Origin of the sequence: Pseudomonas neuropathica (assembly GCF_051174785.1) — a bacterium.
In the GTDB taxonomy this organism is placed as follows: domain Bacteria; phylum Pseudomonadota; class Gammaproteobacteria; order Pseudomonadales; family Pseudomonadaceae; genus Aquipseudomonas; species Aquipseudomonas neuropathica_A.
The window spans coordinates 762,536-782,415 of the sequence record NZ_CP195111.1 but is presented as its reverse complement, the minus strand read 5'-3'; the positions used below and the strand labels follow the sequence as shown (position 1 = coordinate 782,415).

The window sequence follows — 19,880 nt, the reverse complement described above, 5'->3', positions numbered from 1 at the left end:
TCGCGAGCAGGCTCGCTCCCACAGGGAATTTGTGTCGTCAGGGGCATTTTCTTCAATACCGGGGATCGGGCGCTCGATACCGTGAGCACCTTGTTCCCCGATTTGAAGCAGGTGTGTGATGAGTCTGATTGTTTCCATGGCGGCGTTTGCGCTGGCGGCGTCCATCACGCCGGGGCCGGTGAACATTGTGGCGTTGAGTTCCGGGGCGCAGTTCGGCTTTCGTGCCAGTCAACGGCATGTCGCCGGGGCCACGCTGGGGTTTGTGTTGCTGCTGGTGCTGATGGGGTTGGGTCTGCACGAGGTGCTCAAGCTCTGGCCATTCATGACACGCGTGGTGCAACTGGCCGGCGTGGCGTTTCTGCTGTTCATGGCGTGGAAACTGGCCGTGGATGATGGACAGTTGAACGCCAAGGATTCCGGACGAGCGCCATCGATGCTCTATGGCGCGGTGATGCAATGGCTCAACCCGAAAGCCTGGCTGGCATGCGTCGCAGGGATGGGCGCATTTGTCGCCGATGGCGAGGCGCGGTTGGTGTGGCAGTTTGCGGCGGTGTATCTGGTGATCTGTTATCTATCGGTCGGTTGCTGGGCGTATGCCGGGACGTTTTTGCGTGGGTATTTGAGCAATGCTGCGGGAATGCGTTGGTTCAATCGGAGCATGGCAGGGTTGTTGGCACTGAGCGCTATCTACTTGTTGTTCACTTGACCCTGTGGGAGCGAGCTTGCTCGCGAAAGCGGTGTGTCAGTCAATGGATGTGCTGACTGTTCCACCGCATTCGCGAGCAAGCTCGCTCCCACATTGATCGGACGTCACTGCCGCAGGTTAGTCGAACGGCTGCTGAAAAGCGCCGCCCTCAATGTGATAAACCTTCGGCTCTTCAGCAAAATATTCCTCCAGCCCCAGCATGAACAGCCGATGGTCTTCACTCGCTTCAAACCCCGGCGTGTGATCCTCAAGGGATTGCCAGCGCACAATCAGATTGAACACCTCAGGCGTTTCGATGCCTTGCGCGAGCAGGTGCCCGCCGTAACCCTTGGCGCGTTTGAGCAACGGCTCGACCTCGGCAAATGCACGCCGAAACGCTGCAGTTTGTGCTTTGTGAACGGGCAGTAAAGCGATCTCATAAATCATGGTGGTCTCCTTGGGACTGGGTTCAGCGATTGGCAAGTTCGGGCGACGGCACGACAGCAATCGCAATTTTCCCTTGAACGCCGTTGTTGGGCGTTTCCAGCAAGGCATGGGCGAGGCCGATGTCGGCCAGCGGATAGACTGCGCCAACATGTGGGCGCAACTGACCGTTGGCGATCAATGCGCTCAGCTCATCGAGTTTGCCGCGATTCTGTCGGGTGAACACGAAGTGATAACTGGCGTTCTTGCCCCAGGCCTGAATCAGGTTCTGTGGCTGGGCAATGTCGACGATCGATACCACGCGGCCCAGTTGTGCGAGGGTGTCGGCGCTACGTGCCAGGGTGTTGCCGCCGATCGTGTCGAAGACGACATCGACGCCGCGACCCTCGGTTTCCCGCAGGATCGCGTCGACGTAATCCTCCTTTTCGTAATCGATCAACACATCGGCGCCCATCTGCCTGGCGAACTCGAAATTACCTTCACGCACGGTGGTGAAGACCTTCGCGCCGATGGCTTTGGCCAACTGAATGGCGACATGACCGACGCCACCCGCACCGCCGTGGATCAGAATGCTCTCGCCGACTCTGAGTGCCGCCCGCACGACCAGCGCTTCCCATGCCGTGCCGCCAACCAGACTCAGGCTCGCCGCCTCAAGATGGCTCAGTGCGGGCGGCTTCTTGCCGATAATATTTGCGGCCGCGACGTGGTACTCGGCATAACTGCCTGACCCGCCGAAAATCTGCGGGGTGTACCAGACTTCGTCACCCGGCACGAACGCCGTCACCCCCGGCCCGAGCGCTTCGACGACGCCGGAGACGTCATGACCGGTGATTGCTGGAAGCGGCACCAGATCGGCATAGTCGCCACGGCGCACCTGATAATCCAGCGGATTGATGGAGGTGGCGTGCACCCGCACCAGCACTTCGCCCGCTTGTGGCACTGGCTTGGGCACGTCACAAAGTTCAAACGATTGCGCGCCGCCAAATGAAGTAAGGATCATCGCTTTCATTGCATTTCCTCGTTTCGGTAAAAAGGGATATCGGGAATTCTCGATATCATGGGGCAAAAAATTACAGCTCGCTACCAATGATCTCGGCCAGCGCACTGATCGCTGCTTCGTTACGTTTGTAATAGGTCCACTGCCCAATGCGCCTGACTTCGACCAGGCCGGCGCGTTGCAGCGTCGCCAGGTAATCGGACACCGTCGACTGCGACAGCCCGACGCCTTCCTGAATACTGCTGACGCAAACGCCCACCGTGTGCACGTCACCCTCATCCTGGGGAGGAAAGTGTTTCTCGGGATCCTTCAGGCCTTTAAGGATCTCCAGGCGTGTGCGGTTCGAGAGGGCTTTGAAGATTTCGAGTAGGTCCATGCCGCGACGATATCGGAATTTACCGATATGTCAATATCTGAATGTGAGACCGATCAGGCAATCACTCTGACCCTGTGGGAGCGAGCCTGCTCGCGAAGGCGGTGTATCAGTCGATGAATGAGCTGACTGAACCAACGCTTTCGCGAGCAGGCTCGCTCCCACAGGGGAGGTGTTGAGTTTCAGATGAAGTGTCAGCCGCGATACTGGCCGGGCGTGGCCGCCAGATGTTGCTTGAACGCTCGCTGAAAATGCGCCTGATCGGCAAACCCTGCCTCAAGCGCTACATCCGCAATCAACTGGCCACTGCGCAGGCGCTCGCGGGCGAACTGGATGCGCTGGTTGACCAGAAACGCGTGGGGCGTCATGCCGTAATGCTGTTTGAACGCGCGGATCAGGTATGACGGTGACAGTTGTGCTGCCGTACAGATTTCGTCGAGGTTGAGCAGATCGGTGCAGTGTTCGCGGATGAAATCGGCAGCGCGTTCCAGTTTGAAATTCGGCTCGCGCAGAGAGGGGCCGGCGGGGTTCAAACGCAGTTGCAGATCGCTGAAAAATTCCACCGCCGCGCTTTGCTTGCGCAGCACATCCTGTTGCTCGTCAACCAGTACGTCGTAAAGCGCGATCAGGTCGCGAAACAATTCTGCGTCTTGTAGATGTGTGTCGGAAAACCGCCGAAACTCGAGTTCGGCACTGAACCCCATCTGATGCTGCAAATCCGTCAGCCACGGCGTCTCGACGTACAGCATCACATACGACCAAGGCTGGTCATCAATCGGATTGCACGCATGCACATCGCCTGGATTCATCAGCACCACCGTGCCTGCCGCGACTTCGAACTGAGCTTGCTCATGCACATAGGTGCTGCGCCCGGCGGTGATCGCACCGATGGAAAAGTGCGCGTGAGAATGCCGGGCGTAGCAGACCTCGCGGCCATCGGCGATGGCCCGCGCTTCAATAAATGGCAGCGCCGCGTCGCGCCAGAAACGCGGGGCTTTTTCAGGGTTTTTGGCGGCAGCGTGTTTCATCGTTGTTTTTCCCGGCAGGCCAGGGCGCCAGTGTATTAGCTCTGGCCGGCAAAGGCCCGTTCCAGTTCGGCAATGTCGAGTTTTTTCATCGTGAACATGGCCTGCATCGCGCGCTGCGACTTGGCGGTGTCCGGGTCCAGCATCATGTGCATGAAGGCCACGGGGACGATCTGCCACGACACGCCGAACTTGTCCTTGAGCCACCCGCATTGCTGGGCTTCGACGGGACCACCCTCGGACAGGTTGCCCCAGAAATGGTCGACTTCTTCCTGATTCTGGCAGTTGACCTGAAACGAGATCGCCTCACTGAACTTGAACATCGGCCCGCCGTTGAGTCCGGTGAAGGTCTGGCCATCGAGTTCGAAACTGACGGTCATCACCGCACCTTCCGGCTTGCCGTGAAATTCCTGACCGACCTTGCTGTAGTGGGTCAGGCCGGTGATTTTCGAGTGATCGAAGATCGAGCAATAGAACTTCGCCGCAGCTTCGGCCTGATCGTCGAACCACAGGCAGGGCGTGAGTTTCTGAAAGCGTTGCATGGCAGTCATCCTGCAGGTTAGACACGCTGGATTAACAGCGTAGTCAGTCCTTGGTCGATTGCCGGTGCCGTAGATCGACAAGTTAGCGGGCGTCAGAAATCGTAGTCATAACGACTAAAGGTTGAGTCAAATTGACATTAATGTTCCTGTGTCAAATTGACTCTGCTGTGCTCAAGCGACTGAATTTGCTTGATTTTTGATATGGCACGGGAATTGAGGTCAGGGTCGGGCCGAGGATGGTCAGGGCGTGCATCGCCACCAGCAGTGCAATCGGCATCTGGTGATTGTGGAAGCTCAGTGGCGCTCGGCAACCATCAGCAACGACTGCGGCAGCGGACTTTGCGGGTGTTGTGGCTCTTGAAGGCTGACCAGTTGGAACCCGGCCATAGCGAGTGCATTCAGCCAACTCGACAAGGTGCGGAAATACCATGGCATCGGCTGCCACTGGCCTTTGAACCCGGCGAAGGTTTCTTCGCGCCAGCCATCCTGGTAATCGCCTGCCGCGACAGACCATGGATGCAGTGTCTGAATGACCACGACACCTCCGGGAACAAGCAAGGCATTCATCGCGGCAAGCAGCGGAATTATGTCTTGATGCAGTAGCGAGAAATTCGCGCACACCAGGTCGTAGTCGCGACCGATATCGACCTTGCCATCGACCAGTGCTTCATAGCTCGAGACATGCACCCGCGCCGCCCCCGCCAGACGCGCCGCCTCGATCAGACGCGCATCGCCATCCACACCGACGGCATCAATCCCGCGATCCGCCAGCGCCCGCAACAACCAGCCTTCGCCGCAGCCAAGATCAAGCACACGCTGCGGCTGCCGGCCCATGATCGCCAGCACAATTGCCTGATCGGTGACCTGCTGACGGCTTTCAATGGCGCCGCTGCGGATCGTTTCGATCCAGGCATCAGCGTTGTCGTGCCAGCTCTGCAAAAGGCTGGATTCGGAGGAGGGCATGGCGGTGTCCCAATTATTGAAAAGCCACAGTATGGACGCTGATCGCAGAAGCGGCCCATCAGGGTTTGTAGATCAGCGCATCCGCCACAACCCCGAACGCCGATCATTTTTTCGACGCCGCCACAACCTCTTTCAGCGCTGCATTCGCACGTTCGGCAGTTTGCGCATCACGATGCTTTTTCAGCAGCTCAGTGACCTCGCCCAACTGTGCCGCGCTGAGCCCGACGCGCAGGCTTGCCGCCATATGCGCGCGCAGTTGCGACTCCACGCCCGGCGTCGCTGCCAGCGCTCCGACAGTGGCCAGTTCGCGGCTTTGCCAGTCGAGGTTGTCGCGCTCGAAGATGTCGCCGAACAGGTGGGTTTGCAGGAACCGGTTGATCACTGGGGCGAACTCGAACACCGGGCCTTTGACCGGAGCGCCCGAGATCTTGGTTTGATTCGCCGTGCCAGCGGCCAGCAGTTCATCTCCTACTGGAATCGCCCGGCTCGGGTCGCGCCCCGGCGCATCTTCGATGCCGCGTTGTTTGCGCGCCTGCACCACAGTCATCAGCTCGTTCAAGGCGTTGAGGCTGCGTGGGAAGCCGACGTAAGCGTAGAGCTGCACGAGAATTTCCCGGGTTTCGCTGATCGTCAGGCCGGCGTCGAGTCCTTGGTTGAGAGCCGCGTTGAGGTTGGGAATGTCGCTGGTCGCCATGTACGCAGCAATCAGTGGAATCGTCTGTTGTTTGCTCGAAAGGGCTTGTGCGGTGGTTTGCGGGGTGGTCATGGATTTCGGTGCCTCGACTGCTTGGGTGGTAAGACTGAACATCGCGCCAACGCTCAGGCAGAGCGCCATGAGTGCGGGGAGGGCAGCGCTGCTGCGTGTATCAGTGGTCATCGTGGAAGGCTCCGTCCACTGCGGTTCTGCGATTCTCTGAGTATCCGTGGTCGGGTCATAACCATGGCTCAGGCCCATACAGCCAAAGCCGAGGGCGGATGCTTCGAGTGAACGGATGCCGAGTGTGCGCTTGTGCATGTCGATCTCCCATTGGCGTGGGGAGAAGACTAAGCGAGGTGACTGGTGGGGACTAGACGGTTAAATCGGGATGGCTTGATGAGCTCTGCTCATCAATCGATCGAAGCGTAAAGCGAAAGCGAAAGTGAGGGGAATACCCCTCACTCATCCCGATTGGTGATTATTGCGGGATGCGCAGCTTGTCCAGCAGTCGGTTGACCAACAGCTCGTTCAGCATGATCACCTGTTGCAGCGCCAGCAGCGGTTTGCGCTCCGGGCCGCCTATTGAGTTGGCGATGTTGCCGGCCATGGAGTGGGCGTACGAAAGTGATTCGCAAGCTTCGATCAACAGGGTTTCTTCATCCAGCGTGGGGTCGACCAGATAAACCGGGCGAAACGGGGGCGAGCTTGGTGGAGCGCCCAGTGCTTCGGGTCGCAGGTAGTAGTCGAGGGCGCGGTCGGTTGCCTCTTTGACTTTTTGCGGGTTGAGCGCGGGGTCGTGAGGGATTGGGTCGGTGATCGGTGGGTTGGGCGTGATTTTGAACATGGATGAAACTCCTATCGCAGTTTAAGGAGCCATCACTCTCGCTACCAAACGAGTGGGTGGTGGCCATACGCGGGTTGGTAGACCGGCTGCAATAGGAACCCGGCGCTCACGAGTGAGCCCCACGCATGACTACCATTGAACTGAGCCTCCACAAAGAGACAGTACAGGGTGTTGTCACACGGCTATTACAGACGGGCTACCAAACCCGATCACTGTTTTGCAGTGACAGGCCAACGATATAGCCCGGCCCATAGCCGTGTAAGCCGGCGGATTCTGGCGTACGCGTAGGTAACGACGCAAGGTGTTGTAGGGAGGATGGCGTAACGGTTTGTGTGCTTTAAACGCGATAACCGGATGACGTTTACCAATGGGCATTGCCGAGCAATGAGATCTAAATTCAGGAGTTTTACGGACTACAATTTTGGGTGTAATGACCTACAGATCTGCAAGAATCCGCCGACTTGTCTGCCTTGAAACAAGATCCTATCGTTTGCCGGTCAAAACTTAATCACTTAAGCTGGTCAGCATGAATACACATCCTTCGGAGGCTCCGATGGCCACCACCAGAAAGACCGACAAACCTAACAAAAAGGAAGTTCGTGATGAGCTGACATTCCTTGATGTTCGGCAAGCCGCGCGTGATGGGCAGAAAGTGTTCGATAAATTTGTGATCACTGGCAGGCTACCTATTACAAAGTAGGCCTGAATGCCAGCCATCAAGATTTCTGCGCTTTTTGAAAAAATCACTAACTGGCAAAACTTCGCTGCACATTTTTATAACTACAAGGTGTGCGGTGAATTACCCGGGATTTTCGGGCGTGACGAACGACTCGATCTGACCGATATGCACCATATCCACCTTGCCAGTACTTCGTCACTGTAAGCTCGATGGGCAAAAATAAATCGTCAGTATTACCGCACTGTATTGGTTGACGACGCTGATAATGACTTTTGGCTGATCTATGCCTATGGCGCGTTTCGGGATGAATATCTGTTACTGACGGTCACCGGCCCGGATGCCCATAACCGAAGCGAGTGGGGCTCATTTCTGCGCAATGTGCATTGCCGGATTGTTGAGCCTTGGACGCTGGGCAGGATTGCCTTTCCCGATTTGGACGATCTGTAATTTGCAGTCGAGCAGAGGAGGTGTCATATGAATCGATTGACTGGCGGCTGCCTGTGCGGCGATGTCCGTTTTGAAGTGGCAGGTCAGCCTTATCGCGTCGGTATCTGCCACTGCCTCGACTGCCGCAAGCGCCACGGCGCGCTGTTCGGCACCTCGGCCATATTTCCCGAGGATGCGTTGAAGGTCACCGGCGAAACCCGCGACTATAACGGGCGCTTTTTCTGCCCGCGCTGTGGCTCACCGGTGTTCACGCGTTCGGCAGATGAAGTAGAGGTCAACGTTGGATCGCTCGATGAGCCTAATCAGTTCAAACCCACCTACGAACTCTGGACCATTCGCCGCGAGTCGTGGCTACCGGCGCTGCCACTGGCTCACCACTACGGGCGTGATCGTGAAAGCACAAGTCGCACAGAGGAATAATGGACGTTAGCCCAATCACATCCCCCTTGTGGGAGCGAGCCTGCTCGCGAAAGCGGTGGGTCATTCAGCTCAAGTTCAACTGACAGATTGCTTTCGCGAGCAGGCTCGCTCCCACAGGGGAAGTGTAAGGCTGCTGCTCAACTCAGCTGCGAATAAAGGCCAACAGATCAGCGTTAATCGTCTCGGCCTCCGTCGTCGGCATCCCGTGCGGGAACCCCGGGTACGACTTCAATGTGCCATTGGGCAACAACTTGGCCGACAACGGCCCCGAGTCCGCATACGGCACAATCTGATCATCCTCGCCATGCATCACCAACACCGGCACCGTGACCTTCTTCAAGTCCTCGGTGAAGTCTGTCTGCGAAAACGCGACGATCCCGTCGTAATGCGCCTTCGCCCCACCGATCATGCCCTGACGCCACCAGTTGGCAATAATCCCTTCCGAAGGCGTGGCCCCCGGCCGGTTGTAGCCGTAGAAAGGCCCGGTCGGAATATCCCGATAGAACTGCGCCCGGTTCGCCGCGAGTTGCGCCTGAAAGTCATCGAATACCGATTTCGGCAGCCCACCCGGATTGCTCTCGGTCTGCACCATCAACGGCGGCACCGCACTGATCAGCACGCCTTTGGCGACGTTGGCCTGACCATGCCGGGCGATGTAATGGATCACCTCACCGCCACCGGTCGAGTGGCCAACGTGAACAACATTCTTCAGGCCCAGATGATTGACCACCGCCAGCGTATCGTCGGCGTAATGATCCATATCGTGGCCATCCCAGACCTGGCTCGAACGCCCGTGCCCACGGCGATCATGGGCAACCACCCGGAAGCCTTTGCCGAGGAAGAACAGCATCTGCGCATCCCAGTCGTCCGAGCTGAGCGGCCAGCCGTGGTGGAAGTGGATCACCGGCGCGTCTTTCGGGCCCCAATCCTTGTAGAAAATCTCGACGCCGTCTTTGCTGGTGACAAATCCCATGTTCGCAACTCCAGACCAATGTGATGGGTAACCCGCGCGGTCAGCGCGGACCGGTTTCGCTCATGACGAGTTTTCCACTGCGATGGCTCAGTGCGAGCCGTTATCAACTGTAGGATTAAAGTCGACATCTGCATGACCGGTGGTCGCAACGTCTGGCTTCACGCGCAAATTAGGCTTTGCTGAAAGGGATAAGCCGAGGCGCGCGTAGGCATTGATGGCCACAGCGACGCCCCTTCAGAACACCGTGAGTCTGAGGAATTTCCCCGATGCTGACCTTGAATATCAATGGCAAGGATCAGGAGCTCGATGTCCCCGCGGACATGCCGTTGCTCTGGGTCCTGCGCGATGTCGCGCACCTGACCGGTACCAAATTCGGCTGCGGCATGGCCCAGTGCGGGGCCTGCACCGTGCACGTTGACGGCGCGCCGTTGCGCGCCTGTATCACCCCCGCAACCGCCGTAGCCCACGGCCAGAAAATTCTCACCATCGAAGGCCTGTCCACCGACGGCTCGCACCCGGTGCAACAAGCCTGGGCCGAACTCGACGTGGTGCAGTGCGGTTACTGCCAGTCGGGGCAGATCATGTCTGCGGCGGCACTGCTGGCGAAAATCCCCAAACCCACCGACAGCGATATCGATCAGGCGCTCTCCGGCAACATCTGCCGTTGCGGCACCTATCCCCGCATTCGCGCAGCAGTTAAACGCGCATCGGAAATCGGCTGATTCAATCTGTGGGAGATAGGTGATGAACAGTCCTGTATCGCGTCGGGGTTTTCTCAAGGGCAGTGCCGTGTTGGGCGGCGGGTTAGTGGTGGCGTTTGTCGTCCCCGGCGGCCACAAGTTTGCCTATGCGGCCGAGAATGAAGGCAAGGTTTTCGCGCCCAACGCGTTCCTGCGCATTGCCGCTGACAACAGCGTCACCGTGTTGCTCGGCCATTCAGAGATGGGCCAGGGCATCTGGACCGGCCTGACCATGTTGATTGCCGAAGAGCTGGACGCGGACTGGTCGAAGATCCGCGTCGAGCACTCGCCGGCGTCAGCGGCGGATTACGGCATGCCGGGGTTTGGCGGCATGCAGATTACCGGCGGTTCGACGTCGACGTGGATGGAGTTCGACCGTTATCGGCTGGCAGGCGCAACGGCGCGGCAAATGCTGGTAGAGGCAGCGGCGAAACGCTTTGAAGTGGCACCGTCGGCGATTCGCACTGAATCGGGTGTGGTGATCGCCGGCGACAAACGCGCAACTTACGGCGAGCTGGCGGACGCTGCCGGGCAATTACCGGTGCCTGATCCGAAGTCGATCACCTTCAAGGAAGCCAAGGACTGGAAGGTCATTGGCAAACCGACCAAGCGCCTCGACACGCCGGAGAAAATCACCGGCCGCGCCAAATTCGGCATGGACGTGCAGTTCGACGGTTTGATGACGGCGCTGGTCGCGCGCCCACCGGTATTCGGTGCCAGCGTTAAATCCTTCGAAGGTGCTGAGGCGCTGGCGGTGCCGGGCGTGCACAAAGTGGTGCAGGTGCCGAGCGGGGTCGCGGTGATTGCTGATCATTACTGGGCGGCGAAACTGGGCCGTGATGCGCTGAAGATAGATTGGGATCTAGGCCCGCATGCCGATCTGAGCAGTGAAAAGCTGCTGGAAAGTTTCCGCAAACTGGCCGCCACGCAAGGCACTTCAGCCAGTCAGGCCGGAGATGCCAAGGGCAGTTTTGGCAAAGCGGTGAAGAAGATCGACGTCGAATACAGCGTGCCGTATCTGGCCCATGCGCCGATGGAACCGCTCAATTGCACGGTGAAGATCAGCGCCGAGAAATGCGAGATCTGGACCGGTACGCAGTTTCAGACACTGGATCAAATGGTCGCCGGCAAGATCACCGGGCTGAAACCGGAACAGGTCGAGATTCACACCGAATTCCTCGGCGGCGGTTTTGGTCGCCGTGCCAACCCGACTTCAGACTTCGTCGCCGAAGCGGTGCAAGTGGCGAAAGTTGCCGCAATGCCGGTGAAAACCGTGTGGTCGCGGGAAGACGATATTCGTGGCGGTTACTACCGCTCGATGTTCCTGCATCAGGCGCGGATCGGGCTCGGTGCCGATGGCCTGCCATCGAGTTGGCAACACGTATTGGTCGGGCAATCGATCATGACCGGCACGCTGATGGAGGCGATGATGGTCAAGAACGGCATCGATCCGACTTCGGTCGAGGGCGTCTCCGACAGCCCTTACGTCAAAGGCCTGGCCAATCATCAGGTCGATCTGCATTCGCCGCAAACCGGCATCAATGTGTTGTGGCTGCGCTCGGTGGGCCATAGCCACACAGCGTTTGTCATGGAATCGCTGATCGATGAAATGGCCACGGCGGCAGGCAAGGATCCGGTCGAGTACCGACGAACCTTGCTCAAGGAGCATCCTCGGCATTTGGGCGTGCTCAATCTGGCGGTGGAAAAGGCCAACTGGAAAGCCCCGTTGCCGGACGGCCATGCGCTGGGCGTGGCGGTGCACGAGTCATTCGGCAGTTACGTGGCGCAGGTCGCCGAAGTGTCACAGGACAATCTGACGATTCGCGTGCATCGGGTGGTCTGTGCGGTGGACTGCGGGATTGCGGTGAATCCGCAGAGCATCGCGGCGCAGATGGAGTCATGCATCACGTTCGGTCTGGGCATGGCGCTGCACAGCAAGCTGACGCTCAAGGACGGCGCGGTCGTGCAATCCAACTATCACGATTATCAGGTGCTGCGGCTCAACGAGATGCCGGTGGTCGAGGTGCACATCGTGCCCAGCAGCGACAAACCCGGTGGCATCGGCGAGGCCGGTGTGCCGCCGACTGCGCCAGCCGTGGCCAACGCGGTGTTCGCCCTGACCGGGCAGCGCCTGCGCGAGTTGCCGCTGCAACTGTCGGGGGTGTGAGATGAAACGACATCTAGTGTTGGGCACGGTGATTTTGCTGGGGCTGGGCGGTTATGCCTCGGACCTGTTTGCCGATGATCAGGAGGCCTTGAAGGCCTTCGGCACGGTGCAGAAAGTTTTCCAGAGCCCGCGTTGCCAGAACTGTCATATTCCCGGGGATTCGCCGTTGCAGTTCGACGCCGGTATTCCCCATGCGATGAACGTGGTGCGCGGCATGGATGGCAAGGGTGCGGCCGGTTTGCCCTGTGCAACCTGTCATGCGGAAAACAATCCGCCGGCCAGTTACGGCCCGCATGCGCCGCCGGGGGCGCCGCACTGGAGCTTGCCGCCGGCGGCGCACAAAATGGCCTGGATTGGCCTGCCTCCGGACAAACTCTGCGCAATGATCAAGGACCGCTCGAGCAACGGCGATCGCGACTTTGCCGCGCTGATCAAGCACGTCAGCGAAGACAAACTGGTGCTGTGGGGCTGGAGTCCCGGGGCAGGGCGCGCGCCGGTGCCGGTGCCGCACGATATTTTTGTCGCGCAATTCAAGCTCTGGGCCGATGCGGGCGGGCCGTGTCCGGTGGCGCAAATGTGAGCCATTGCCAAATTAACGCTACGCTTGAAAGCATTGTTGCCAATGGAGTGTGCTGATGCTGGTTCCAGGAAAACCTGCGAATGAAACGGCGCGCGTTCAAGCGCTGCACGGTCTTGAGCTGCTCGATTCCGCCCCTGAAGAGCGTTTCGACCGACTGACACGCTTGGCGAAACGCCTGTTCAATGTGCCGATTGCACTGGTGACGCTGGTCGACACCAATCGGCAGTGGTTCAAGTCGTGCGTAGGCCTGGATGTCAGCGAGACGTCGAGAGATGTCTCGTTCTGCGGCCACGCGATTCTTAACGACGGCCTGCTGTTGGTGCCGGACGCCCGCGAAGATGTGCGCTTCCATGACAACCCGCTGGTCACCGGCGCGCCGAACATTCGCTTCTACGCCGGTTACCCGCTGACGGTGCCCAACGGCAATAAAATGGGCACGCTGTGCCTGATCGATACCAAGCCCCGCGACCTCGACGAGGAAGAGCGTGCGTTGTTGCGGGATCTGGCCGAGATGGCCGAGCAAGAGTTGGCCGCTGTGCAGATCGCGAGCATGGACGAGTTGACGTTGCTGTCCAACCGTCGCGGCTTCAAACAGTTGGCGCAGCACGCCTTGGACGCCTGCGCGCGGCTGGAACGGCCGGCAACCTTGCTGTTTTTTGATCTGAATGATTTCAAGCAGATCAACGATCTGTATGGACATGCCGAGGGCGACAGTGCGCTGAAGACCTTTGCCGATGTGCTGCGCATTGCCTTTCGCGAGAGTGATGTGGTCGGACGCTTGGGCGGGGATGAGTTTGTCGCACTTCTCACAGGTTCAAGCCATGTCGAAACCACGGCGATCATGGCGCGGCTCAAGGATATTCTTGAAGAGCGCAATGCCACGTTGCACCGAGGCTATGCGATTCGCTTCAGCGTGGGCCAGATCGAATACGACGCCAAGCGCCATGAGACCGTGGATCGGCTGTTGGCGGATGCCGATGGCGCTATGTATGCGCACAAGCAGGCCCTGAAGCGTTGTTAGCGAATGCACCGCAAATCCCCTGTAAGAGTGAGCCTGCTCGCGATGGCGTCCGTTCATTCAACATCTTCATTGCCTGATCCGCCGCCATCGCGAGCAGGCTCACTCCTACAATGGCGTCGGGTGTTCACAAAATCCCGGTTCACCGCAGATCCCGGTGGGAGCTAGCCTGCTAGCGAATGCGTCAACCCGAACAATACAAATCTATTTGGCAAACAATTGCCCAATGTCTTTAAACGCCTTGAACTCCAGCGCATTGCCGCACGGGTCAAACAAAAACATCGTCACCTGTTCCCCGACCAAACCCTGAAACCGAATCCCCGGCTCAATCACAAACGTCGTTTCCAGTGACTGCAAGCGCTCGGCCAACGCCTCCCATTCCTGCATCCCCAACACCACGCCAAAATGTGGCACCGGTACGTCATGCCCGTCGACGGCGTTGGTGTGCGCAGCTTCCTGCGAGGCGTTTTTCGGTGCCAGGTGAATTACCAGTTGATGACCAAAAAAATTGAAATCGACCCAGTGATCACTGGAGCGACCTTCCTCCAGACCAAACACCTCGCGATAAAAGTGCCGTGCGGCTGCGAGGTCATACACCGGAATGGCCAGATGAAAAGGGCTGAGCTGCATAGTGGGATTCTCGATCAGGTTGGGTTGACTGAGTTTAGTGCTGTGAAATGTGATTGAAAGACGATAGTTTTTGTGCCGAGCTCAAATTATTTCGATCAGTCGAGGTGTGCATGCTGCGTGAACTGAGGACCTTTCTTGCCGTGGCACGGCATGGCACTTTTGCAGCTGCGGGGTTGCACATTGGCCTGACGCAATCGGCAGTCAGCGCGCAAATCCGCAATCTTGAACAGGCGTTGGGGATTCGCCTGTTCGACCGCACTGGCCGGCAGGCGATGCTCAATCCGGCGGGGCAGCGGGCGGTGCCGATGGCGCAGGAGATGCTGGCGATTTTCGGCCGGATGGCGATCAGCGAGGACGTCAGTGGGTTTCGTGGCGAGCTGAAAATCGGTGCCGTGGCCACTGCGCAAACCGGGTTGTTGCCTCAGGCGTTGTTGCGCTTGCGTCAACAGGCACCGGGGCTTGAGCCAAAACTGGTGCCGGGCGTGTCGTTGAACCTGCTCAGTCAGGTGGATGCCGGCGAAGTTGATCTGGCAATCATGATCAAGCCGCCGTTCGAACTGCCCAAAGAGCTGTCGGCGCAGGTGATCCGGCGTGAGCCGTTTGTGTTGATCGTGCCGCCGCAGGTCGATGGCGACGATCCGCTGCGGTTACTCGCCGAACTGCCACATGTGCGCTACGACCGCAATTCGTTTGGCGGGCGATTGGTGACGCGGTTTCTGCGCGAGCAGCGCATAGAGGTCAACGTAGCGCTGGAGCTGGATGAACTGGAAGCGATCGTGAAAATGGTCGAGTCGGGGCTGGGTGTTTCACTGTTACCGAAAGCAGGGCTGTGGCTGGAGCATCCGCTCAAGGTCAGAGTGATCGAGTTAGGCGAATTGACGTTCTATCGCGAGATGGTTTTGTTGCAGCGTTACAGCCAACGCAATCAGCCGATTCAAAAGCTGTTCGCACATTGTCTGGGATAACCCCAATCCCCTGTGGGAGCGAGCCTGCTCGCGAAAGCGCTGTGTCAGGCAGTGAGCAGGTGACTGAATGGACGCCTTCGCGAGCAGGCTCGCTCCCACAGGGGGCAATGTTGCGGACAATAAAAAACCCGCCAGATCGGCGGGTTTTTTATTGGCTAAGCGAAGATCACTCTTCGATGTTGCCCATGGCGGTGGTGTTGAAGCCGCCGTCGACGTACATGATTTCGCCGCTGATGCCCGACGCCAGGTCGGAGCACAGGAAGGCGCCGGCGTTGCCGACTTCGTCGATGGTGACGTTGCGACGCAGCGGGGTTTGCGCTTCGTTGGCGGCCAGCATCTTGCGGAAGTTCTTGATGCCCGAGGCAGCCAGAGTACGGATCGGGCCAGCCGATACGCAGTTGACGCGGGTGCCGTCCGGGCCCAGGGAGCCGGCCAGGTAACGCACGCCAGCTTCCAGCGAAGCCTTGGCCATGCCCATGACGTTGTAGTTAGGCATGGTGCGCTCGGCGCCCAGGTACGACAGGGTCAGCAGGCTGCCATTGCGGCCTTTCATCATTTCGCGGCCGGCTTTGGCCAGGGCCACGAAGCTGTAGGCGCTGATGTCGTGAGCGATGCGGAAACCGTCACGGGTGGTGGCTTCGGTGAAGTCGCCGTCCAGTTGGTCGCCCGGGGCGAAGCCTACGGAGTGGACGATGCAGTCCAGGCCGTCCCACTTCTTGCTCAGTGCTTCGAAGACCTTGGCGATTTCTTCATCGCTGGCCACGTCGCACGGGAAGCACAGCTCAGGGCTCGAACCCCAGCCTTGGGCGAATTCTTCAACACGACCTTTCAGTTTGTCGTTCTGATAAGTGAAGGCAAGCTCAGCGCCCTCGCGATGCATGGCGGCAGCGATGCCGGATGCGATGGACAGCTTGCTGGCGACACCGACGATCAGTACGCGCTTACCGGCGAGAAAACCCATGTGTTGCTCCTCTTTCAGGTTATTGCGCAGTGGCTGGTGCCAAAAAAGCGGCTTCCAGCAACTGCTGTGTATACGGATGTTGGGGGGCGGCAAAAATACGTTGCGCGTCTCCCTGTTCGACCACTTGGCCATGCTTGACCACCATCAACTGGTGGCTCAGCGCTTTGACGACAGCCAGGTCATGGCTGATAAACAAATACGTCAGGTTGTACTTGGCTTGCAGTGAACGCAACAGCTCCACCACTTGCCGCTGCACCGTCCGGTCGAGCGCCGACGTCGGCTCGTCCAGCAGGATCAGCGCCGGTTTCAGCACCAAAGCCCGGGCAATGGCGATTCGTTGCCGTTGCCCACCGGAAAATTCGTGGGGGTAGCGGTGCCGGGTTTCCGGATCCAGACCTACCTCCTTCAATGCCGCAATAATCGCCGTCTCTTGTTCCTCGGCGCTGCCCATCTTGTGAATCCGCAGGCCTTCGCCAACGATGTCGCTGACACACATGCGCGGGCTCAGGCTGCCAAACGGGTCCTGAAACACCACCTGCATCTCCCGACGCAACGGGCGAACCTCGTTCTGCGTCAGGCAGTCTAGCTGCTTGCCTTCAAAGCGGATCGCGCCTTTGCTGCCAATCAGCCGCAAAATCGCCAGACCCAGCGTGGACTTGCCGGAACCGCTTTCCCCGACAATCCCCAAGGTCTGACCCTGCGGCAGGCTGAAATTGATGCCGTCCACTGCCTTGACGTGATCCACCGTGCGCTTGAGCAGGCCTTTCTTGATCGGGAACCAGACTTTCAGGTCCTCGACTTCCAGCAGCGGCGCGCCGATTTTATTGCTCGCCGGGCCTCCGCTGGGCTCAGCGCCGAGCAATTCCCGAGTGTACGGATGCTGCGGCGAACGGAACAGCTCTGCGCACGATGCCTGTTCGACGATGCAACCGCGCTGCATGACACATACGCGATGCGCAATTCTTCGCACCAGGTTCAAATCGTGACTGATCAGTAACAGCGACATGCCCAATCTGGCCTGCAATTCCTTGAGCAAATCGAGGATTTTCAGCTGAACGGTCACGTCCAGAGCGGTGGTCGGCTCGTCGGCAATCAGCAGTTCCGGCTCATTGGCCAGGGCCATGGCGATCATCACCCGCTGACGCTGGCCGCCGGACAATTCATGGGGCAGGGCTTTGAGGCGCTTGTGCGGCTCAGGGATGCCGACCATCTCCAGCAGCTCCAGCGTGCGCTTGGTCGCGACTTTGCCGGTCAGGCCTTTGTGGATGCCGAGGACTTCGTTGATCTGCTTCTCGATCGAGTGCAGCGGGTTCAGCGAAGTCATCGGCTCCTGAAAGATCATCGCGATGCGGTTGCCGCGAATGTGGCGGATGGTCTTTTCACTAAGGCCCAGCAGGTTTTGCCCGGCATAGTTGATGCTGCCGGCCGGATGGCGGGCCATCGGATAGGGCAGCAGGCGCAGGATCGAATGCGCGGTCACCGATTTGCCCGAGCCGGATTCGCCCACCAGCGCGAGGGTTTCACCGCGCTTGATGTCGAAACTCACGCCTTCGACGACCCGGTGCACGCGCTCGCCGAAACCGAACTCGACGGCGAGGTCGCGCACTTCGATCAGATTGTCCTGATTCATTTCACTTCCTCGGGTCGAAGGCATCGCGAGCGGACTCGCCGATAAACACCAGCAAACTCAACATCAGCGCCAACACGGCGAAGGCACTCATGCCCAGCCACGGCGCTTGCAGGTTGGATTTGCCCTGGGCGACCAGTTCACCCAGCGATGGACTGCCGGCCGGCAAGCCGAAACCGAGGAAGTCCAGCGCGGTGAGGGTGCCGATGGCGCCGGTGAGGATGAACGGCATAAACGTCATGGTCGAGACCATCGCGTTGGGCAGAATATGGCGGAACATGATCGCGCCGTTCTGCATGCCCAACGCCCGCGCCGCACGTACGTATTCGAGGTTGCGGCCACGGAGGAACTCGGCGCGCACCACGTCAACCAGGCTCATCCACGAGAACAGCAGCATGATCCCCAGCAGCCACCAGAAATTCGGCTGGACGAAACTGGCAAGGATGATCAGCAGATAAAGCACCGGCAGCCCTGACCAGATCTCCAGAAAACGCTGCCCGGCCAAATCGACCCAGCCGCCATAGAAACCCTGCAACGCCCCGGCAATCACGCCGATGATCGAACTCAAAACGGTCAGCGTCAGCGCGAACAGCACCGAAATCCGGAAGCCGTAAATCACCCGCGCCAGCACATCGCGACCCTGATCGTCAGTGCCCAGTAAATTGTCCGCCGAGGGCGGCGCCGGGGCCGGGACTTTCAGGTCGTAGTTGATGCTCTGGTAGCTGTAGGGAATCGGCGCCCACAACACCCACGCATCCTTGGCCTTGAGCAGTTCGCGGATGTACGGGCTCTTGTAGTTGGCTTCCAGTGGGAACTCGCCGCCGAAGGTGGTTTCCGGGTAACGCTTGATCGCCGGGAAGTACCAGTTGTTGTCGTAATGCACCACCAGCGGCTTGTCGTTGGCGATCAACTCGGCGCCGAGGCTCAGCCCGAACAGGATCAGAAACAGCCACAGCGACCACCAGCCACGCTTGTTGGCCTTGAACAGTTCGAAGCGGCGGCGGTTGAGAGGGGACAGGTTCATCTCAATGCTCCCGGCTTTCGAAGTCGATACGCGGATCGACCAGGGTGTAGGTGAGGTCGCCGATCAGTTTCACCACCAGCCCCAGCAGGGTGAAGATGAACAGGGTGCCGAACACCACCGGGTAGTCGCGGTTGATCGCCGCTTCGAAACTCATCAGCCCGAGGCCGTCGAGGGAGAAAATCACTTCCACCAGCAAGGAGCCGGTGAAGAAGATGCCGATGAACGCCGACGGGAAACCGGCAATCACCAGCAGCATGGCGTTGCGGAATACATGGCAGTAGAGCACGCGATGGCGGGTCAGGCCTTTGGCCTTGGCGGTGACCACGTATTGCTTGTTGATCTCGTCGAGAAAGCTGTTTTTGGTCAGCAGGGTCATGGTCGCGAAGTTGCCGATCACCAGCGCGGTCACGGGCAGCGCCAGGTGCCAGAAGTAATCGAGGATCTTGCCGCCCATGCTCAGCTCATCGAAGTTGTTCGAGGTCAGGCCTCTTAGCGGGAACCAGTCGAGATAACTGCCGCCGGCGAACACTACGATCAGCAGGATTGCGAAGAGGAACGCCGGGATCGCATAGCCGACGATGATTGCCGAACTGGTCCACACATCGAAGTGGCTGCCGTGCCGCGTGGCTTTGGCGATCCCCAGCGGGATCGACACCAGGTACATGATCAGCGTGCTCCACAGCCCCAGCGAGATCGACACCGGCATCTTTTCCTTGATCAGGTCGATGACCTTGGCGTCGCGGAAGAAACTGTCGCCGAAGTCCAGTTGCGCGTAGTTCTTGACCATGATCCACAAGCGTTCCGGGGCCGACTTGTCGAACCCGTACATGTGCTCGATTTCCTTGATCAGCGCGGGGTCCAGGCCTTGCGCGCCGCGATACGAAGAGCCGGCCACCGACACCTCGGCACCGCCGCCGGCAATGCGGCTGGTGGCGCCTTCGAAGCCTTCGAGCTTGGCGATCATCTGTTCCACCGGGCCACCGGGCGCGGCCTGGATGATCACGAAGTTGATCAGCAGGATGCCGAACAGGGTCGGGATGATCAGCAGCAGTCGCCGAAAAATATACGCCAGCATCTGA

The 19,880-nt window shown here is 59.0% G+C and carries 23 protein-coding genes; 9 read left to right on the top strand and 14 right to left on the bottom strand.

The annotated features are described in order from the left end of the window. Positions 1–118: 118 nt before the first annotated feature. Complete coding sequence (locus ACRRSD_RS03540; RefSeq protein WP_122600306.1) at positions 119–706, top strand: LysE family translocator; 588 nt, start codon at positions 119–121, stop codon at positions 704–706. A 117-nt stretch (positions 707–823) separates the two neighbouring features. Here the strand turns inward: ACRRSD_RS03540 and ACRRSD_RS03535 are convergent, their stop codons facing one another. The 8 genes from ACRRSD_RS03535 to ACRRSD_RS03500 all read right to left on the bottom strand — a co-directional run bounded on the left by ACRRSD_RS03535 (position 824) and on the right by ACRRSD_RS03500 (position 6,570). Further along, complete coding sequence (locus tag ACRRSD_RS03535; protein ID WP_435037135.1) at positions 824–1,132, bottom strand: antibiotic biosynthesis monooxygenase family protein; 309 nt, start codon at positions 1,130–1,132, stop codon at positions 824–826. Positions 1,133–1,154: 22 nt separating this feature from the next. After that, positions 1,155–2,138, bottom strand: coding sequence for a zinc-dependent alcohol dehydrogenase family protein (locus tag ACRRSD_RS03530; RefSeq protein WP_435037134.1), 984 nt, complete (start codon positions 2,136–2,138; stop codon positions 1,155–1,157). A 61-nt stretch (positions 2,139–2,199) separates the two neighbouring features. Then, positions 2,200–2,502, bottom strand: a complete 303-nt coding sequence (locus tag ACRRSD_RS03525; RefSeq protein ID WP_007910618.1) for an ArsR/SmtB family transcription factor — start codon at positions 2,500–2,502, stop codon at positions 2,200–2,202. A gap of 191 nt (positions 2,503–2,693) precedes the next feature. Further along, a complete protein-coding gene (locus ACRRSD_RS03520; protein ID WP_435037133.1) occupies positions 2,694–3,527 on the bottom strand; it encodes a helix-turn-helix domain-containing protein in 834 nt (277 codons plus the stop codon). A 35-nt stretch (positions 3,528–3,562) separates the two neighbouring features. Next, positions 3,563–4,066 (bottom strand): VOC family protein, encoded by a 504-nt coding sequence (locus tag ACRRSD_RS03515; protein ID WP_435037132.1) that lies wholly within the window; start codon positions 4,064–4,066, stop codon positions 3,563–3,565. Between the two features lie 294 nt (positions 4,067–4,360). Next, complete coding sequence (locus tag ACRRSD_RS03510) at positions 4,361–5,029, bottom strand: class I SAM-dependent methyltransferase (protein ID WP_435037131.1); 669 nt, start codon at positions 5,027–5,029, stop codon at positions 4,361–4,363. Positions 5,030–5,132: 103 nt separating this feature from the next. Next, the gene (locus ACRRSD_RS03505) at positions 5,133–5,906 is read right to left on the bottom strand and encodes a carboxymuconolactone decarboxylase family protein (protein WP_435038473.1); all 774 of its coding nucleotides are present in this window, start codon (positions 5,904–5,906) and stop codon (positions 5,133–5,135) included. Positions 5,907–6,204: 298 nt separating this feature from the next. Continuing rightward, positions 6,205–6,570 carry a DUF6124 family protein gene (locus ACRRSD_RS03500; protein WP_435037130.1) on the bottom strand — a complete coding sequence of 122 codons (366 nt, stop codon included), beginning with the start codon at positions 6,568–6,570 and terminating at the stop codon, positions 6,205–6,207. A gap of 553 nt (positions 6,571–7,123) precedes the next feature. Between ACRRSD_RS03500 and ACRRSD_RS03495 the strand changes: the two genes are divergently transcribed. The 3 genes from ACRRSD_RS03495 (at position 7,124) to ACRRSD_RS03485 (ending at position 8,116) form a co-directional block, all read left to right on the top strand. Then, positions 7,124–7,270 carry a hypothetical protein gene (locus ACRRSD_RS03495; protein WP_163004822.1) on the top strand — a complete coding sequence of 49 codons (147 nt, stop codon included), beginning with the start codon at positions 7,124–7,126 and terminating at the stop codon, positions 7,268–7,270. A gap of 6 nt (positions 7,271–7,276) precedes the next feature. Then, positions 7,277–7,453 (top strand): hypothetical protein, encoded by a 177-nt coding sequence (locus ACRRSD_RS03490; protein WP_435037129.1) that lies wholly within the window; start codon positions 7,277–7,279, stop codon positions 7,451–7,453. 270 nt (positions 7,454–7,723) lie between these two features. Then, the gene (locus tag ACRRSD_RS03485) at positions 7,724–8,116 is read left to right on the top strand and encodes a GFA family protein (RefSeq protein ID WP_435037128.1); all 393 of its coding nucleotides are present in this window, start codon (positions 7,724–7,726) and stop codon (positions 8,114–8,116) included. A gap of 142 nt (positions 8,117–8,258) precedes the next feature. Here the strand turns inward: ACRRSD_RS03485 and ACRRSD_RS03480 are convergent, their stop codons facing one another. After that, positions 8,259–9,089, bottom strand: a complete 831-nt coding sequence (locus ACRRSD_RS03480; RefSeq protein WP_435037127.1) for an alpha/beta fold hydrolase — start codon at positions 9,087–9,089, stop codon at positions 8,259–8,261. 266 nt (positions 9,090–9,355) lie between these two features. On the opposite strand from ACRRSD_RS03480, the gene ACRRSD_RS03475 reads away from it, so the two are divergent. From ACRRSD_RS03475 to ACRRSD_RS03460, 4 genes are read left to right on the top strand one after another with little or no spacing between them, the layout of a single operon-like run. Then, positions 9,356–9,811, top strand: coding sequence for a (2Fe-2S)-binding protein (locus ACRRSD_RS03475; RefSeq protein ID WP_003224136.1), 456 nt, complete (start codon positions 9,356–9,358; stop codon positions 9,809–9,811). Positions 9,812–9,833: 22 nt separating this feature from the next. Next, a complete protein-coding gene (locus tag ACRRSD_RS03470) occupies positions 9,834–11,996 on the top strand; it encodes a molybdopterin cofactor-binding domain-containing protein (RefSeq protein ID WP_435037126.1) in 2,163 nt (720 codons plus the stop codon). 1 nt (position 11,997) lies between these two features. Next, positions 11,998–12,576 (top strand): hypothetical protein, encoded by a 579-nt coding sequence (locus tag ACRRSD_RS03465; RefSeq protein WP_435037125.1) that lies wholly within the window; start codon positions 11,998–12,000, stop codon positions 12,574–12,576. A 55-nt stretch (positions 12,577–12,631) separates the two neighbouring features. Then, entirely contained in the window at positions 12,632–13,597 is a 966-nt protein-coding gene (locus ACRRSD_RS03460) for a diguanylate cyclase domain-containing protein (protein ID WP_435037124.1), read from the top strand. Between the two features lie 201 nt (positions 13,598–13,798). On the opposite strand, the gene ACRRSD_RS03455 is transcribed toward ACRRSD_RS03460, so the two are convergent. Then, positions 13,799–14,224, bottom strand: a complete 426-nt coding sequence (locus tag ACRRSD_RS03455; protein WP_435037123.1) for a VOC family protein — start codon at positions 14,222–14,224, stop codon at positions 13,799–13,801. 110 nt (positions 14,225–14,334) lie between these two features. Between ACRRSD_RS03455 and ACRRSD_RS03450 the strand changes: the two genes are divergently transcribed. Continuing rightward, a complete protein-coding gene (locus tag ACRRSD_RS03450; RefSeq protein WP_435037122.1) occupies positions 14,335–15,189 on the top strand; it encodes a LysR family transcriptional regulator in 855 nt (284 codons plus the stop codon). A gap of 166 nt (positions 15,190–15,355) precedes the next feature. Here the strand turns inward: ACRRSD_RS03450 and fabI are convergent, their stop codons facing one another. The 4 genes from fabI to ACRRSD_RS03430 are packed head-to-tail and all read right to left on the bottom strand — an operon-like array spanning position 15,356 to position 19,876. Further along, complete coding sequence (gene fabI / locus ACRRSD_RS03445; protein WP_007910591.1) at positions 15,356–16,150, bottom strand: enoyl-ACP reductase FabI; 795 nt, start codon at positions 16,148–16,150, stop codon at positions 15,356–15,358. 19 nt (positions 16,151–16,169) lie between these two features. Further along, entirely contained in the window at positions 16,170–17,780 is a 1,611-nt protein-coding gene (locus ACRRSD_RS03440; RefSeq protein WP_435037121.1) for an ABC transporter ATP-binding protein, read from the bottom strand. Between the two features lies 1 nt (position 17,781). Next, entirely contained in the window at positions 17,782–18,801 is a 1,020-nt protein-coding gene (locus tag ACRRSD_RS03435) for an ABC transporter permease (RefSeq protein ID WP_064587187.1), read from the bottom strand. A 1-nt stretch (position 18,802) separates the two neighbouring features. Then, positions 18,803–19,876 carry a microcin C ABC transporter permease YejB gene (locus ACRRSD_RS03430; protein WP_435037120.1) on the bottom strand — a complete coding sequence of 358 codons (1,074 nt, stop codon included), beginning with the start codon at positions 19,874–19,876 and terminating at the stop codon, positions 18,803–18,805. Between the last annotated feature and the right edge of the window lie 4 nt (positions 19,877–19,880).